Origin of the sequence: Aeromicrobium sp. (assembly GCF_032084975.1) — a bacterium.
GTDB lineage: Bacteria > Actinomycetota > Actinomycetes > Propionibacteriales > Nocardioidaceae > Aeromicrobium.
The window spans coordinates 17,054-31,148 of the sequence record NZ_DAMDLR010000024.1 but is presented as its reverse complement, the minus strand read 5'-3'; the positions used below and the strand labels follow the sequence as shown (position 1 = coordinate 31,148).

Sequence of the window (14,095 nt, the reverse complement as noted above, 5' to 3'; positions counted from 1 at the left end):
CCCCCGGTACCAGTTTGTGTTTGACCCATGGCCAATCCTCCAGACGGGCCCGCGACCGCAGCAGTGCTGCGGGCCGGCCGTTTCTTCACACGCTGGGACGAGTCGGACGACGGGCGGGCGGTGTTCCGCGAAGGCGGCCGCCAGGGCGACGTCTTCTACCGAGATCGCTGGAGCCACGACAAGGTGGTCCGGTCCACGCACGGCGTGAACTGCACCGGCTCGTGCTCATGGAAGGTCTACGTCAAGGACGGGATCATCACATGGGAGTCCCAGCAGACCGACTACCCGTCCGTCGGACCCAACAGTCCCGAGTACGAGCCGCGCGGGTGCCCGCGCGGCGCGGCGTTCTCCTGGTACACCTACTCGCCGACCCGGGTGCGCTACCCGTACGCCCGCGGCGTGCTGCTGGAGATGTACCGCGAGGCCAAGAAGCGCCTGGGTGATCCCGTGCTCGCATGGGCGGACATCATGGCCGACCCCGAGCGCCGTCGCCGCTACCAGCAGGCCCGCGGCAAGGGCGGCTTCGTCCGCACGAACTGGCAGGAGGCCGTGGAGATCACGGCGGCCGCCCAGATCCACACGATCAAGAAGCATGGGCCCGACCGCATCGCGACGTTCAGCCCGATCCCGGCGATGTCGATGGTGTCCCACGCCGTGGGCGCCCGCTTCACCCACCTGCTCGGCGGCGCGATGACGTCGTTCTACGACTGGTACGCCGACCTGCCCGTCGCCAGCCCCCAGGTCTTCGGCGACCAGACCGACGTCCCCGAGTCGGGCGACTGGTGGGACTCGACCTACCTGATGATGTGGGGCTCGAACGTCCCCGTCACCCGTACACCGGATGCGCACTGGATGACGGAGGTCCGCTATCGCGGCACCAAGGTCGTCACGATCAGTCCCGACTACGCCGACAACACGAAGTTCGCCGACGAGTGGCTGCCCGCCCAGGCCGGCAGCGACGGCGCGCTCGCGATGGCGATGACCCACGTCATCCTCAAGGAGTTCTTCGTCGACCGGCGCGTGCCGTTCTTCGTGGACTACGTCCAGCAGTACACCGACCTTCCGATGCTCATCACGTTGAAGCAGAACGAGGAGCACGGCGGTCTCGTGCCGAGCAAGTTCCTGACGTCGCGCGACCTGGGCGACCAGACGCCCGAGGGTGCGTGGAAGACGGTCCTGGTCAACGCCGCCACCGGCGAGCCCGTCGTCCCGAACGGCACGCTGGGCGACCGCTACTCCGAGTCGGGCGAGGGCAAGTGGAACCTCGATCTGCAGGGCGTCACCCCGGCCCTGTCGCTGCGCGACGCGAAGGTCGATCCTGAATCGGCCGAGGTGCTGCTGCCGTCGTTCGCCGGAGTCGACGGAACGGGAGAGATCATCCGTCGCGGCGTGCCGGTCACTCGCGTCGGCGATCACCTCGTCACCACGGTGTTCGACCTCATGCTGGCCCAGCACGGAGTGGGCCGCCCCGACCTGCCGGGCGAGTGGCCCGCGGGCTACGAGGACGCGACGTCCCCGTACACGCCGGCGTGGCAGGCCGAGGTCACCAGCGTGACCCCGGAGGCCTGCGTGCGCGTCGCGCGGGAGTTCGCGAAGAACGCCGAGGACTCGAACGGTCGCTCGATGATCATCCTGGGCGCGGGCGTCTGCCAGTGGTTCCACGCCGACGCCACGTACCGAGCGATCATGTCGATGCTGATGCTCACCGGCTGCATCGGTCGCAACGGCGGCGGCTGGGCGCACTACGTCGGCCAGGAGAAGTGCCGTCCGATCACCGGGTGGATCTCGCTGGCGAACAACCTCGACTGGGCCCGGCCGCCGCGCACCATGACGGGCACCTCGTACTGGTACATGCACACCGACCAGTGGCGCTCCGACGGCTACCAGGCCGACGCACTCGCGTCGCCGCTGGCGGAGGGCCACCTGACCGGCATGCACACGGCCGACACGATCGCCCAGTCGGCGCGCATGGGCTGGATGCCGTTCTATCCGCAGTTCGACCGCAACCCGCTCGACCTCGCCGACGAGGCCGCCGCGGCGGTCGAGGCCGGAACCGCGACGGACGTCAATGACTTCGTGGTGCAGCGGCTCAAGGACGGGTCGCTCAAGTTCGCGATCGAGGACGTCGACGCGCCCGAGAACTGGCCGCGAACCCTGATGTTGTGGCGGTCGAACCTGTTCGGGTCCTCCGCCAAGGGCAACGAGTACTTCCTCAAGCACCTGCTGGGGACGCACTCCAACGCCAAGGCAGTCGACGGCGAGCCCGCGGTGCGCCCCAAGGACGTCGTCTGGCATGAGGAGGCACCCGAGGGCAAGCTCGACCTGCTCGTGTCGGCCGACTTCCGCATGACGTCCACGACGCTGCTGTCGGACGTCGTGTTCCCCGCGGCGACCTGGTACGAGAAGCACGACCTCTCCTCGACGGACATGCACCCGTTCGTGCACGCGTTCACGCCGGCGATCGACCCGCCGTGGGAGTCCGAGACCGACTTCGAGATGTTCCACCACGTCGCGAAGAAGTTCTCCGAGCTGGCCAAGACGCACCTGGGGGTCCGCCAGGACATCGTCGCCGTGCCGATGCAGCACGACACCCCCGGCGAGATGGCCCAGCCCAGCGGCACGGTCCTGGACTGGAAGCGCGGCGACGTCGAGCCGATCCCCGGCCGCACGATGCCGGCGCTGCACATGATCGAGCGTGACTACACGGCGGTCGCCGACAAGCTCAAGGCGATCGGCCCGCTGGCCGATCGTCTGGGCCTGGGCGTCAAGAACGTGCCGTTCGACGTCACCGAGGCACTCGAGATCCTCGCCCAGTCCGGTGGCGTGCTCGACTCCGGTCCGGCCGCTGGCCGTCCGGCGATCGACACCGACGCGAAGTTCGCCGAGGCGATCCTGACGCTCTCGGGCACGACGAACGGGGCACTGGCCACGCAGGGCTTCCACACGCTCGAGAAGCGCGTCGGCAAGAGGCTCGCGGATCTGGCCGAAGGGTCGGAGGAGAAGCGGATCACCTTCGCGCAGACGCAGGCGGCGCCGATGCCGGTCATCACGTCCCCGGAGTGGTCGGGCTCGGAGACCGGTGGCCGCCGGTACGCGCCGTTCACGGTCAACGTGGAGCGCCTCAAGCCGTGGCACACGCTCAGCGGGCGCATGCACTTCTTCCTCGATCACGACTGGATGCGTGACCTCGGCGAGGTGATGCCGATCTACCGCCCGCCCCTGGACATGAGCAAGCTGTTCGGTGGTCCGCGACTGGGTGAGAACGGCGATCGCGAGATCACCGTGCGCTACCTGACGCCGCACTCGAAGTGGTCCATCCACTCCGAGTACCAGGACAACCTGCTGATGCTGTCGCTCTCGCGAGGCGGTCCGACCGCGTGGCTCAGCCAGGAGGACGCGGCCGCCATCGGGGTCAAGGACAACGACTGGATCGAGTGCTCGAACGCGAACGGCGTGTTCGTGTGCCGGGCCATCGTCACGCATCGCCTGCCCGAGGGCGTCACGTACGTCTACCACGCGCAGGAGCGCACGATCGACGTGCCGAAGTCGGAGTTCTCCGGCAAGCGCGGCGGCATCCACAACAGCGTCACCCGCGTGCTGGTCAAGCCGACCCACCTCATCGGTGGGTACGCGCAGCTGTCCTACGCGTTCAACTATCTCGGCCCTACGGGCAACCAGAGAGACATCATCGCGACGATCCGTCGCCGTTCGCAGGAGGTGACGTACTGATGAAGGTCATGGCCCAGATGGGCATGGTGATGAACCTGGACAAGTGCATCGGCTGCCAGACGTGCTCGGTCACGTGCAAGCAGGCGTGGACGAACCGGGCCGGCACCGAGTACGTGTGGTTCAACAACGTCGAGACGCGTCCCGGTCAGGGGTATCCCCGCCGGTACGAGGACCAGGAGCAGTGGAAGGGCGGGTGGGAGCTGAACAAGCGCGGCCACCTCAAGCTCAAGGCGGGCGGCCGGCTCAAGAAGCTGTTCGGCATCTTCGCCAGCCCCGTCCAGCCCGAGCTGAGCGACTACTACGAGCCGTGGACGTACGACTACTCCACGCTCATCGAGGCGCCCCTGGGCGACGACTTCCCGGTCGCGCGCCCGAAGTCGCTCATCACGGGCGAGGACACGAAGATCTCGTGGTCGGCCAACTGGGACGACAACCTCGCCGGCACGAGTGAGATGGGTCACCTGGACCCGATCGTCGAGAAGGTCCGCCGCGAGAGCGAGGACAAGATCAAGTTCGAGTTCGAGCAGACCTTCATGTTCTACCTGCCGCGCATTTGCGAGCACTGCCTCAACCCCTCGTGCATGGCGTCGTGCCCCTCGGGCGCGATCTACAAGCGCGAGGAGGACGGCATCGTCCTGGTCGACCAGGACCAGTGCCGCGGCTGGCGTCAGTGCATCACCGGGTGCCCGTACAAGAAGATCTACTTCAACCACAAGTCGGGCAAGGCCGAGAAGTGCACGTTCTGCTACCCGCGCATCGAGGTGGGCCTGCCCACCGTCTGTGCCGAGACGTGCGTCGGACGGCTGCGCTACCTGGGACTGTTCCTGTACGACGCGGACGCCGTCACCGAGGCCGCGTCGACGCCGGATCCGCAGGACCTGTACGAGGCGCAGATGGACGTCATCCTCGACCCGAGCGACCCCGAGGTCGTCCGGGCCGCGCGTGAGCAGGGCATCGCGGAGGACTGGATCGAGGCGGCCCAGAAGTCGCCCGTGTACGCGCTGGCGAAGAAGTACCGTGTCGCGCTGCCGCTGCATCCGGAGTACCGCACGATGCCGATGGTCTGGTACGTGCCGCCGCTGTCGCCGATCGTGGACCTCCTGCGCGAGCAGGGCCACGATGCCGAGGCGCCCGAGAACCTCTTCGGCGCGATCGACTCGCTGCGCATCCCCGTTGAGTACCTGGCGGAGCTGTTCACCGCCGGCGACACCACGATCATCTCGGAGGTGCTCAGCAAGCTCGCGGCGATGCGCTCGTACATGCGTGACGTGAGCCTGGGTCGCGAGGGCAACGCGTCGATCCCCGAGGCCGTCGGGATGACCGAGGAGGAGATGTACGAGATGTATCGCCTCATGGCGATCGCCAAGTACGACGAGCGCTACGTCATCCCCAAGGCCCACGCCGAGGACGCCCACAACCTCGAGGAGATGGGCTGCTCGCTCGACTTCGAGGACGGCCCGGGCATGGGCGGCTCGGGTCCGTTCGGCGAGGCGAGCGGTGGTCCCGTCCCGGTCGCGGTCGAGACGTTCCAGGCCCTCAAGAACCGCCAGGAGGGGAACACGCTGGCCAGCGACGAGCAGCTGCGAGGTCGGGTCAACCTGTTGAACTGGGACGGCAACGGCACGCCGTCCGGCATGTTCCCGCAACGGGGTGCGGACGAATGAGCACCCCGATCGTCCACCAGGTCGCGTCCTGGGTGCTGTCGTACCCGCACGACGACGTCGTCGAGGCGTTGCCGGACCTGGCCGCGGCCCTGCGTGAGCAGAAGCCCACCGAGGCGGTCCGGGAGCTGCTCGACGTGATCGAGCTCCTCCTGCAGGAGACGCCGGAGAAGCTGCGCCAGATGTACGTCGACACGTTCGACCTCACGAGGCGCCATGCGCTGCACTTGTCCTACTGGACCGAAGGTGACACGCGGCGCCGGGGTGAGGTGCTGGGAGCCTTCAAGCAGGTCTACCGCGACAGCGGCCAGGTCGTGAGCCTCGGCGGCGAACTGCCCGACCACCTCCCGGTCGTGCTGGAGTTCGCGGCCATGGTCGATCCGGCGCGTGGTGCCGAGCTGCTGCAGGAGTACCGCGCGAGCCTGGAGCTGCTGCGCATCGAGCTCGAGGACGATCGCTCCCCGTGGGCCGGCGCCGTCCGCGCCGTCTGCGCCACCCTGCCCGGTGCCTCCCCGCGCACCCGGACCGAGGCGATGGCCCTGGCCGGCCCCGTCCAACCCGTCGAGTCCGTCGGACTCGAGCCGTTCGATGCGCGGCTGCTGCCGCTGGCAGAAGGAGCACGACGATGAACTTCCTGCTGTGGGGCGTTCTGCCCTACGTGGTGGTGGCGGTACTGGTCGGTGGCACCGTGTGGCGCTACCGCTACGACAAGTTCGGCTGGACGACGCGTTCCTCGCAGCTGTACGAGTCGCGCCTGTTGCGCATCGGATCACCGCTGTTCCACTTCGGCATCCTGATGGTGCTGTTCGGCCACATCGGTGGCCTCGTGGTGCCCAAGAGCTGGACCGAGGCGCTCGGCATCTCCGAAGGGCTCTACCACTTCAACGCGCTCTTCTTCGGCACGTTGGCGGGCATCGCCACGCTCGGCGGGCTGGCGCTGCTGATCTACCGCCGCCGCACGACCGGCCCGGTCTTCATGGCCACCACCAAGAACGACAAGGCCATGTACGTCGTGCTGGTCTCCGCGATCATCCTGGGTCTGTGGACCACGCTGGTCGCGGTCGGCGCCGGTCACGACGCCCACGACTACCGCGAGACGGTGTCGCCGTGGTTCCGCTCCCTGTTCACCCTGCGGCCCGACGTCGACGCGATGGCGGCCGCGCCGATCCAGTTCCACATCCACGTGCTCGTGGCGTTCCTGCTGTTCTCCATGTGGCCGTTCACGCGGCTCGTCCACGCCTTCACGGCGCCCCTGCACTACCTCTTCCGTCCCTACATCGTCTACCGCAGCCGAGACGCGGCCCACGGGGCCGGCGCTCGCGCCCCGAGGCGCGGTTGGGAACCCGTCGGCACCCGCGACAACGCGGGCAGAAGGAGAAACCGGTGAGCGATCATCAGCAGGCTCTCGAGGCAGGCCGGGGCCGCAACCTCGCCCTGGCCACCCTCGCATTCGCGATCAGCTTCTGGGCGTGGAACGTCATCGCCCCGCTGGGCGTGCGGTACGCAGAAGCGCTCGACCTGACGGCCGGCGAGAAGTCGCTCCTGGTGGCGACGCCGGTGCTGGTGGGCTCGGTCGGCCGCATCCTGGCCGGCGCGCTGACGGACCGTTTCGGTGGCCGCGTCATGTTCCCCGTCCTGATGCTGGTGTCGGCGCCCTTCGTGCTGCTGGTCGCCTTCGCGGGGGACCGGGGGTCCTATCCGCTCCTGCTCGTGTTCGGGTTCTTCCTGGGCATCGCGGGCACGACCTTCGCGGTCGGCATCCCGTTCGTCAACGCCTGGTTCGACAAGCCGCGCCGCGGGTTCGCCACGGGTGTGTTCGGCGCCGGCATGGGCGGCACCGCGCTGTCCTCGTTCTTCACCCCGCGCATGGTCGAGTGGTTCGGCTACGGGATGACCCACGTCCTGGTCGCCGCGGCACTGGTCGCCGTCGCAGCACTCTCGTGGTTCATGATGCGCGACTCGCCGCTGTGGGCGCCGAACCACGATCCGGTCGTGCCGAAGCTGGTCGGCGCCGCGAAGCTGCCGATCACGTGGCAGCTGTCGTTCCTGTACGCCGTCGCCTTCGGCGGGTTCGTGGCCTTCTCGACGTACCTGCCGACGTACCTCAAGGACGTCTACGACTTCGACCTCGCCGCCGCGGGCACCCGTACCGCCGGCTTCGCCCTGGCGGCCGTGGCCGCGCGGCCGTTGGGCGGCACGCTCTCGGACAAGGTCGGGCCGAAGCTCGTCACGGGCGTCTCGCTGCTCGGCACCGTCGTCATGGCCGGAGTCGTGGCCCTGCAGCCGGTCCCCGAGATCCCGGCCGGCGCGGCGTTCATCCTGCTCGCGCTGTTCCTGGGCCTGGGCACCGGCTCGGTGTTCGCCTGGGTGGCGCAGCTGGCCCCGCCCGAGCGGGTCGGCAGCGTCACGGGCATCGTCGGCGCGGCCGGCGGCCTCGGCGGGTTCTTCCCGCCGCTGGTGATGGGCGCGACCTACAACGCCGAGGACCAGAGCTACACCGTGGGCCTCGTGCTGCTGATGATCGTGGCGCTCGCCGCGTGCGCGTTCTCCCAGTGGGGCATCAGGTCGAAGCGGACCGCCTCGACCTGACGGTCCGGTGGCCGGTGTGAGCGGTGACTCAGCGTCCATTCCTGGCCGGGAACGGACGCTGACTCACTGCTCTCGCTCAACCCGCCCGGGGTCACGCCAGGCCCAGCAGGTTCGCCATGAACGTCACGCCGGTGACGATGATGACGATGCCGATGACGTCGAACACGATGCCCGAGCGCAGCATCCTGGTGATGGGCACCATGCCCGTGCCGTAGACGATCGCGTTCGGCGGCGTCGACACCGGCAGCATGAAGCCGAAGGAAGCGCCGAAGATCGCCGCTAGCACGGGGATCGTCGGGTTGAGGTCGGCCGCCAGCGCGAGCTGGGCGGCGATCGGAGCGACCACGACGACGCTGGCGGTGTTGCTCGTCGTCTCGCTGATGATGACCGCGATGACGGTGGCCAGGATCGTGATGCCCACGAGGGACGAGGTGCCCAGCAGGTCGCCCAGCGAGGTGCCCATCGTCTCGGCGAGGCCGGTCGAGGACAGCAGCCCGCCCAGGGCGATGCCGCTGCCGAACAGGATGATCGTGCCCCAGTCGATCTTCACCGCGTCGTTCCAGTTCAGGGTGAACTCGCGCTTCTGCCAGTCCAGCGGGAGCAGGAACAGCAGCGACGCGGCGAAGATCGCCACGGCGCCCTCGTCGAGGTGCTCGAGCAGCCAGTCGTACGTCGCCGACTCACCTCCGGTGACCAGGCCCACCGCGCCCGGCAGCACCCACAGCGTGACCGCCGTGCCGAAGGCGATCAGCGTGTTGCGCCCGCCGACCCCCATGCGTCCCAGCTTCGACCGCTCCTCGGCGATGTAGCCCTCCACGCCCTCCACGTGCTTCATCTCGGGCTTGTTCAGGCGCACCAGCAGGACGCACAGCACGAGGAACATCAGCAGGACCAGGGGAGCCGCCAGCAGCATCCACTGGAAGAACGGGATCGTGACGTCCAGCTCCTGCTCGAGGTAGGCGCGGCCGATCAGGTTCGGCGGGCTGCCGACCGGCGTCAGCAGGCCGCCGACGCTGGCGCTGTACGCGACCATCAGCATGAGCGCGGTGGCGAACTGCAGTCGCTCGGGACGCACTTGGGCGTCCCCGCCACTCGCGCGGCGCATCGCCGAGGCCATGAACCCGACGATGCCCGCACCGATCGGCATCATCATGGCGGCGGTCGCGGTGTTCGAGACGAATCCGCTCAGCACGGCGGTGATGACCCCGAACGCCACGATGATCCGGACCATCGAGGTCGCCACGCCGGGCAGGCTCAGGATCCCGAACGCGAAGCGCCGGTCGAGCCCGTGCTTGCTCATCGACTCGGCCAGGATGAAGCCGCCGATGAACACGAAGATCGTGCTGTTGCCGAACGAGCCGAACACGTCGTCGGCGGAGGCGATGCCCAGCGCGATCACGAGGGCCATGGCGAGCATCGCCGTGACCGGGATCGGGATGGCCTCGCAGATCCAGTACACGGCGACCCACGCCAGGACGCCCGCGAGGCGCTGCGCGGGCTCGTCGAGCGAGCTGCAGGCGAAGTAGGCCGCGATGCCCACGAGCGGGCCGGCGAACAGGCCGGTCGTGCGACGAATGCGCTCGAAACGCTGCTCCGCCGGGCTGAGGGTCTCCTGGACCTCGTCGAACGTGCGGTACGTGGTGGGCCGGGATTCATCCTCGCTCATGGCACTGCTTCCTGCGGTCGGTGACCAGGGTCACGTCAGCGTAAGCAGTGCGCGCGGGTCACGCGAACGGAAGCTCGTCCTGCTCGCCCTCGTCGTCGCTGCTGGACCCGATGTGGCGATGCGCCTGCAGGATCTCGACCTCGGGCCGTTCGGCCATCCACCGTTCGACCTCGTCGAGCACCTCGACGACGTGGGCGCGGTCGATCGAGACCAGGGACCCGCCGATGCCGGCGCGGCGGTAGAGGTCGAGGGAGTCGGTCTCGGCCGCCGACACCGAGAACCGGCGCCGCAGCTCGTTGACGATCGGGCGGACGATGCTGCGCTTCTCCTTGAGGGAGTGCACGTCACCGAGCCGGACGTCGAACTCGATCCATCCCACCCACATGTGATCAGTGTGGCAGCAGGTCATCGATGAGTCGGTGCAGCACGGGACGCAGGTCCTCCAGTGGCTGGACCGAGCGCAGGGCCCGAGCCGTCATGATCGCGCCCTCGAGCGAGCTGACGAGGAAGCGGCCCAGAGCGGCCGAGCGCTCGGGATCGGCCCCGGCCTCCACGAGGTGAGCGCCGAACTGGGCCGCCCACCGGGCGAACACCTCGGCCGCGGCCGTGACGACGTCGGGGGAGTCGGCACCGGCGAGCGCCCCGGCGGCGACGGGGCAGCCCAGGGCGAAGTCGTGCCGCCGGAGCTGTCCGATCCACCAGTCGATCCGGTCGTCGACGTGCGCGTGCGGCTCCGTGGCTCCGCGCCGCGCGATGAAGTCGCCCGCGCGCCGGACGGCGGCGGCCACGAGCTCCGCCTTCCCGCCCGGGAAGTGCTGGTAGATCGACTGACGCGCGGTCCCGCTCGCGGCCAGCACCCCGGCGATCCCGGTGCCCTCGACGCCGTCGCGTCGCAGTGACGTGATCGTGGCGTCGAGCAGGCGCTCACGCGGTCCCGGGGTCCCCATGTCGACGACTATAGACCGATCGGTCTACAGTGGCGACCATGACGAACATGCCGCTCTCGGACGAGCAACTGGCCGCGGTCTCGCAGATGTCGGGACTGGAGTTCCTGCGCTGGGCCTTCTCGCTTCCGCGCGAGCAGCGCCCGCCCGTCATCGGCGACCTGTTCGGGATGGACATCCTCTCGCTCGGCGACGGCGAGGTCTCGTTCTCGATCCAGTCCCTGCCGACGGCCGCGAACCCGCTGGGCACCCTGCACGGAGGGGCGTGCGCGACGCTTCTGGACTCGGTGATGGGCTGCGCGGTGCACACGAAGCTCGGACCCGGCGTGGGCTACGGGACGCTGGAGCTGAAGGTCAACTACATCCGCACGGTTCCGGTGGACGGCCGCACGCTCGTCGGCACGGGCTCGATCATCCACGTGGGGCGCAGCACGGCCACGGCCGAGGGCAAGGTGCACGATCCGGACGGCAAGCTCGTCGCGCACGGCACGACCACCTGCATGATCTACTCCTGAACCCCGGCGCCCTGCCCGGTAGGGTGGAGGCTGGTGTGCCGGGAAGTCTGGTCGGCGTCCTGCCACCGACCCCTGAAGGAAGCCCATGAGCACTCCTGGCCTGTTCTCCCGAGGAAGCTGGCCCGAGACGGCCCGCATCGCCGACGTCCTGCGTCGCGAGACCGTCGGCGGGTCGATCCTGCTGGTCGCGGCCGTCGCCGCGCTGGTCCTGGCGAACTCGCCGTGGTCCGAGCAGTACTTCGACCTCGCCGCCACGCGGATCGGACCCGAGTCCCTGCACCTGGACCTCACCGTCGCCCACTGGGCCGCCGACGGCCTGCTGGCGATCTTCTTCTTCGTCGTCGGGCTGGAGCTCAAGCGCGAGTTCGTCGCCGGGGACCTGCGCGACCCGCGTCGCGCGATGCTGCCGGTCGTCGCCGCCGTCGGCGGCATGGTCGTCCCGGCCCTGATCTTCGTCGCGATCAACCGCGGGAACGGTACGACGGAAGGGTGGGCCATTCCGACGGCGACCGACATCGCCTTCGCCGTGGCCGTGCTGGCCGTCCTGGGAACTTCCCTGCCGGCCGCCCTGCGCACCTTCCTGCTGACCCTCGCGGTCGTGGACGACCTGCTGGCGATCACGGTGATCGCGGTGTTCTACACCGCCTCGCTCGACCTGGTCATGCTCGCGGCGGCCTTCGTCCCGCTCGCAGTCTTCGCGGTCGTCGTGCGTCGTGCGCCCCGCTGGTGGTGGCTGCTGATCCCGCTGGCGGTGCTGACGTGGGTCTTCATGCACGAGTCCGGCGTCCACGCGACCGTGGCCGGCGTCCTGCTCGGGTTCACCGTCCCCGCGAAGGGTCACGCGAGCGAGGCCCAGCGGATGGAGCACGCGGTCCGGCCGATCTCCACCGGGATCGCGGTGCCGCTGTTCGCCTTCTTCGCGGCGGGAGTCGCGGTGTCGGGGGACGTGCTCTCCGGTGCGTTCGGATCGGCCGTCACGTGGGGGATCGTCGCGGGTCTCGTGCTGGGCAAGCCCATCGGCATCGTCGGCAGCTCGATGCTGCTGTCGGCGACGACCCGCGCCCAGCTGGACCCCAGCATCCGCTGGATCGACGTCACGGGTGTCGCGATGCTGGCCGGCATCGGCTTCACCGTCTCGCTGCTGATCGGCGAGCTCGCGTTCGTCCGCGAGGACCTCGAGGACTACGTGAAGATCGGTGTCCTCGTCGGCTCACTGCTGGCCGCCACCTTGGCAGCGGTCGTGCTGCGGTCGCGCAACCGGCACTACCGGCTGGTCCAGGAGCAGGAGTCCCGCGACGACGACGCCGACGGGATCCCCGACGCGTTCCAGCGGTGACTCAGAGCACCCAGACGAACCCGGCGACGCAGAACCCGAGCAGCAGCACCAGCCATGGGGTGGTCCTCCAGCCGATGATGGGCTTGTCCAGGATCACGACCGTCACGCCGTAGATGATCAGCGCGAGGGGCACCGAGACGACCAGCAGGATGACCTGGTCGCTTCGTCGGTCGGGGCCCAGCGCGTAGGCGGCGCCGATCGCGCCGAACAGTCCGTGGATCGCGGTGACGACCCAGGTGATCGCCAGGATGCGGCGGCGGACGATGTTGAGCGACTCCTCCGACGAATCCGGCATCCGGGTACTCATGCGGGGGTCCTTTCCTGGGCGCGGTCGGCCCGGTCGATCAGCTGGTGCAGCCAGCGGTTCACCAGCACGAGCTCGGAGGGCTCCATCTCGAACCGCTCGAGCATCGTGGTGGGCACGGCGAGGGCGCGCTCGCGCAGCTCACGGCCCTGGTCGGTGACGGTCAGGCAGAAGGCGCGCTCGTCGCCGGCACGGCGGTCGCGACGCAGCAGCCCGGCCTCCTCGAGCCGCTTCACGAGCGGCGACACGGTCGCCGGCTCGAGTCGCAGGACGTCGCTGAGCGCACGCAGGGTGAGGCCGTCGTTCTCCCACAGTGCCAGCATCACGAGGTACTGCGGGTGGGTCAGTCCGAGCGGCGCCAGCACGTCGCGGTAACAGCCGATGACGGCCCGCGAAGCGACCGACAGGGCGAAGCAGACCTGCTCGTCGAGGGAGAGGGGGTTGCGGTGTTCCACATCGTGAGCCTACTGATCATTCGTGCCCTCACCAAATCGTCGATCGGGGTCGTAAGTTGGGCACATGGCGTTCCGGCACCGTAGTGAGTACGACGAGTCGGTGCCGCGCGCACTGCGCGAGGCACGCGCCTCCTACGACGAGGCGACGTCCGAGTACGAGCGGGCGATGGAGAAGGCGCGCAAGGACTGGGCCGAGGCCCTCGCGGTCGCGATCGAGGCGGGGATGTCGTACCAGGAGATCGCGGACGAGGTGGGTGTCTCGCACACCAGCATCAGTCGCGCGATCAAGCAGCACGGTCCGGGCTGACAGGTCCTGCGGTGCAGGCGACCCGGGACGCGAGGCGCGTACACGTGACCGTCCGCGGCCGTGTGCAGGGCGTGGGATACCGCGACTCGATGCGCGTGGTGGCCGAGCGCGCGGGCGTCGGCGGCTGGGTCAGAAACCGGCCCGCCGGAACGGTGGAGGCTGAGCTCGAAGGGCCGTCCGAGCAGGTGGACCAGGTGCTGGCATGGATGGCGCAGGGGCCGCCGGGCGCGAGCGTCGACGGGACGGACGTCACCGAGGCGTCGCCGACCGGAACCAGGGGCTTCGAGGTGCGCTGAGACGACGAAGGCCCCGGCGAACCGGGGCCTGTCGTGATGCTGGTACACCCCCTCGGACTCGAACCGAGAACCCATTGATTAAGAGTCAATTGCTCTGCCAATTGAGCTAGGGGTGCTTGCGCTTAACGCGTGGACAACATTAGCGCACACCCCCGCACGCCGCGAAATCGGCCCACCCGTGAGCGAGCTCGAGACGTCATCCCACGGCGGTACCTCAACTTGCCGCGCGAGGCTGATGTCCCGCTCAGTGGATCGGGGAAGGGTGGGTGTCACCGGCCGGACAGCCCGGCCTC

The 14,095-nt window shown here is 69.0% G+C and carries 14 protein-coding genes and 1 tRNA gene; 9 read left to right on the top strand and 6 right to left on the bottom strand.

Translation table 11 applies throughout. The features are described 5' to 3' along the window. The first annotated feature begins 27 nt into the window (after positions 1-27). Genes RT323_RS08305 through RT323_RS08285 form a run of 5 tightly spaced genes read left to right on the top strand, consistent with a single transcriptional unit; the run spans position 28 to position 7,979 of the window. Entirely contained in the window at positions 28-3,729 is a 3,702-nt protein-coding gene (locus RT323_RS08305) for a nitrate reductase subunit alpha (protein WP_313406953.1), read from the top strand. Continuing rightward, positions 3,729-5,393, top strand: coding sequence for a nitrate reductase subunit beta (gene narH / locus RT323_RS08300; RefSeq protein WP_313406951.1), 1,665 nt, complete (start codon positions 3,729-3,731; stop codon positions 5,391-5,393). Before RT323_RS08305 ends, narH begins: the two co-directional genes overlap by 1 nt. Further along, complete coding sequence (narJ, locus tag RT323_RS08295; protein ID WP_313406950.1) at positions 5,390-6,019, top strand: nitrate reductase molybdenum cofactor assembly chaperone; 630 nt, start codon at positions 5,390-5,392, stop codon at positions 6,017-6,019. The genes narH and narJ overlap by 4 nt, the downstream gene beginning before the upstream one ends. Next, on the top strand, positions 6,016-6,777 hold the full coding sequence (narI, locus tag RT323_RS08290; protein WP_313406947.1) for a respiratory nitrate reductase subunit gamma: 762 nt from the start codon (positions 6,016-6,018) through the stop codon (positions 6,775-6,777). The genes narJ and narI overlap by 4 nt, the downstream gene beginning before the upstream one ends. Next, complete coding sequence (locus RT323_RS08285; protein WP_313406945.1) at positions 6,774-7,979, top strand: MFS transporter; 1,206 nt, start codon at positions 6,774-6,776, stop codon at positions 7,977-7,979. Before narI ends, RT323_RS08285 begins: the two co-directional genes overlap by 4 nt. A gap of 91 nt (positions 7,980-8,070) precedes the next feature. On the opposite strand, the gene RT323_RS08280 is transcribed toward RT323_RS08285, so the two are convergent. Genes RT323_RS08280 through RT323_RS08270 form a run of 3 tightly spaced genes read right to left on the bottom strand, consistent with a single transcriptional unit; the run spans position 8,071 to position 10,592 of the window. After that, complete coding sequence (locus RT323_RS08280) at positions 8,071-9,645, bottom strand: DASS family sodium-coupled anion symporter (protein ID WP_313406943.1); 1,575 nt, start codon at positions 9,643-9,645, stop codon at positions 8,071-8,073. A gap of 58 nt (positions 9,646-9,703) precedes the next feature. Then, on the bottom strand, positions 9,704-10,030 hold the full coding sequence (locus RT323_RS08275) for a DUF503 domain-containing protein (RefSeq protein WP_313406941.1): 327 nt from the start codon (positions 10,028-10,030) through the stop codon (positions 9,704-9,706). A gap of 4 nt (positions 10,031-10,034) precedes the next feature. Then, complete coding sequence (locus tag RT323_RS08270) at positions 10,035-10,592, bottom strand: TetR/AcrR family transcriptional regulator (RefSeq protein ID WP_313406939.1); 558 nt, start codon at positions 10,590-10,592, stop codon at positions 10,035-10,037. Positions 10,593-10,630: 38 nt separating this feature from the next. Between RT323_RS08270 and RT323_RS08265 the strand changes: the two genes are divergently transcribed. Both RT323_RS08265 and nhaA read left to right on the top strand, forming a co-directional pair. Next, complete coding sequence (locus RT323_RS08265) at positions 10,631-11,104, top strand: PaaI family thioesterase (RefSeq protein WP_313406936.1); 474 nt, start codon at positions 10,631-10,633, stop codon at positions 11,102-11,104. Between the two features lie 85 nt (positions 11,105-11,189). Further along, entirely contained in the window at positions 11,190-12,440 is a 1,251-nt protein-coding gene (gene nhaA, locus RT323_RS08260; protein WP_313406933.1) for a Na+/H+ antiporter NhaA, read from the top strand. Between the two features lies 1 nt (position 12,441). Here nhaA and RT323_RS08255 read toward each other — a convergent pair whose 3' ends face one another. Both RT323_RS08255 and RT323_RS08250 read right to left on the bottom strand, forming a co-directional pair. Then, positions 12,442-12,747 carry a hypothetical protein gene (locus RT323_RS08255; protein ID WP_313406930.1) on the bottom strand — a complete coding sequence of 102 codons (306 nt, stop codon included), beginning with the start codon at positions 12,745-12,747 and terminating at the stop codon, positions 12,442-12,444. Continuing rightward, positions 12,744-13,199 (bottom strand): MarR family transcriptional regulator, encoded by a 456-nt coding sequence (locus tag RT323_RS08250; protein ID WP_313406927.1) that lies wholly within the window; start codon positions 13,197-13,199, stop codon positions 12,744-12,746. Before RT323_RS08250 ends, RT323_RS08255 begins: the two co-directional genes overlap by 4 nt. A gap of 64 nt (positions 13,200-13,263) precedes the next feature. On the opposite strand from RT323_RS08250, the gene RT323_RS08245 reads away from it, so the two are divergent. Both RT323_RS08245 and RT323_RS08240 read left to right on the top strand, forming a co-directional pair. Then, positions 13,264-13,506 (top strand): helix-turn-helix domain-containing protein, encoded by a 243-nt coding sequence (locus tag RT323_RS08245; protein ID WP_313406926.1) that lies wholly within the window; start codon positions 13,264-13,266, stop codon positions 13,504-13,506. 44 nt (positions 13,507-13,550) lie between these two features. Further along, positions 13,551-13,802: an acylphosphatase gene (locus RT323_RS08240; protein WP_313406923.1), complete on the top strand. Its 252-nt coding sequence runs from the start codon at positions 13,551-13,553 to the stop codon at positions 13,800-13,802. 40 nt (positions 13,803-13,842) lie between these two features. Here the strand turns inward: RT323_RS08240 and RT323_RS08235 are convergent. Continuing rightward, a tRNA-Lys gene (locus RT323_RS08235) sits at positions 13,843-13,918 on the bottom strand. Positions 13,919-14,095: the final 177 nt, after the last annotated feature.

Bases quoted from the DNA above. Each gene is read 5' to 3' on its own strand.
- RT323_RS08305 (WP_313406953.1), top strand. From the start codon at position 28: ATGGCCAATCCTCCAGACGGGCCCGCGACCGCAGCAGTGCTGCGGGCC.
- narH (WP_313406951.1), top strand. From the start codon at position 3,729: ATGAAGGTCATGGCCCAGATGGGCATGGTGATGAACCTGGACAAGTGC.
- narJ (WP_313406950.1), top strand. From the start codon at position 5,390: ATGAGCACCCCGATCGTCCACCAGGTCGCGTCCTGGGTGCTGTCGTAC.
- narI (WP_313406947.1), top strand. From the start codon at position 6,016: ATGAACTTCCTGCTGTGGGGCGTTCTGCCCTACGTGGTGGTGGCGGTA.
- RT323_RS08280 (WP_313406943.1), bottom strand. From the start codon at position 9,645: ATGAGCGAGGATGAATCCCGGCCCACCACGTACCGCACGTTCGACGAG.
- RT323_RS08275 (WP_313406941.1), bottom strand. From the start codon at position 10,030: ATGTGGGTGGGATGGATCGAGTTCGACGTCCGGCTCGGTGACGTGCAC.
- RT323_RS08270 (WP_313406939.1), bottom strand. From the start codon at position 10,592: ATGGGGACCCCGGGACCGCGTGAGCGCCTGCTCGACGCCACGATCACG.
- RT323_RS08265 (WP_313406936.1), top strand. From the start codon at position 10,631: ATGACGAACATGCCGCTCTCGGACGAGCAACTGGCCGCGGTCTCGCAG.
- nhaA (WP_313406933.1), top strand. From the start codon at position 11,190: ATGAGCACTCCTGGCCTGTTCTCCCGAGGAAGCTGGCCCGAGACGGCC.
- RT323_RS08255 (WP_313406930.1), bottom strand. From the start codon at position 12,747: ATGAGTACCCGGATGCCGGATTCGTCGGAGGAGTCGCTCAACATCGTC.
- RT323_RS08245 (WP_313406926.1), top strand. From the start codon at position 13,264: ATGGCGTTCCGGCACCGTAGTGAGTACGACGAGTCGGTGCCGCGCGCA.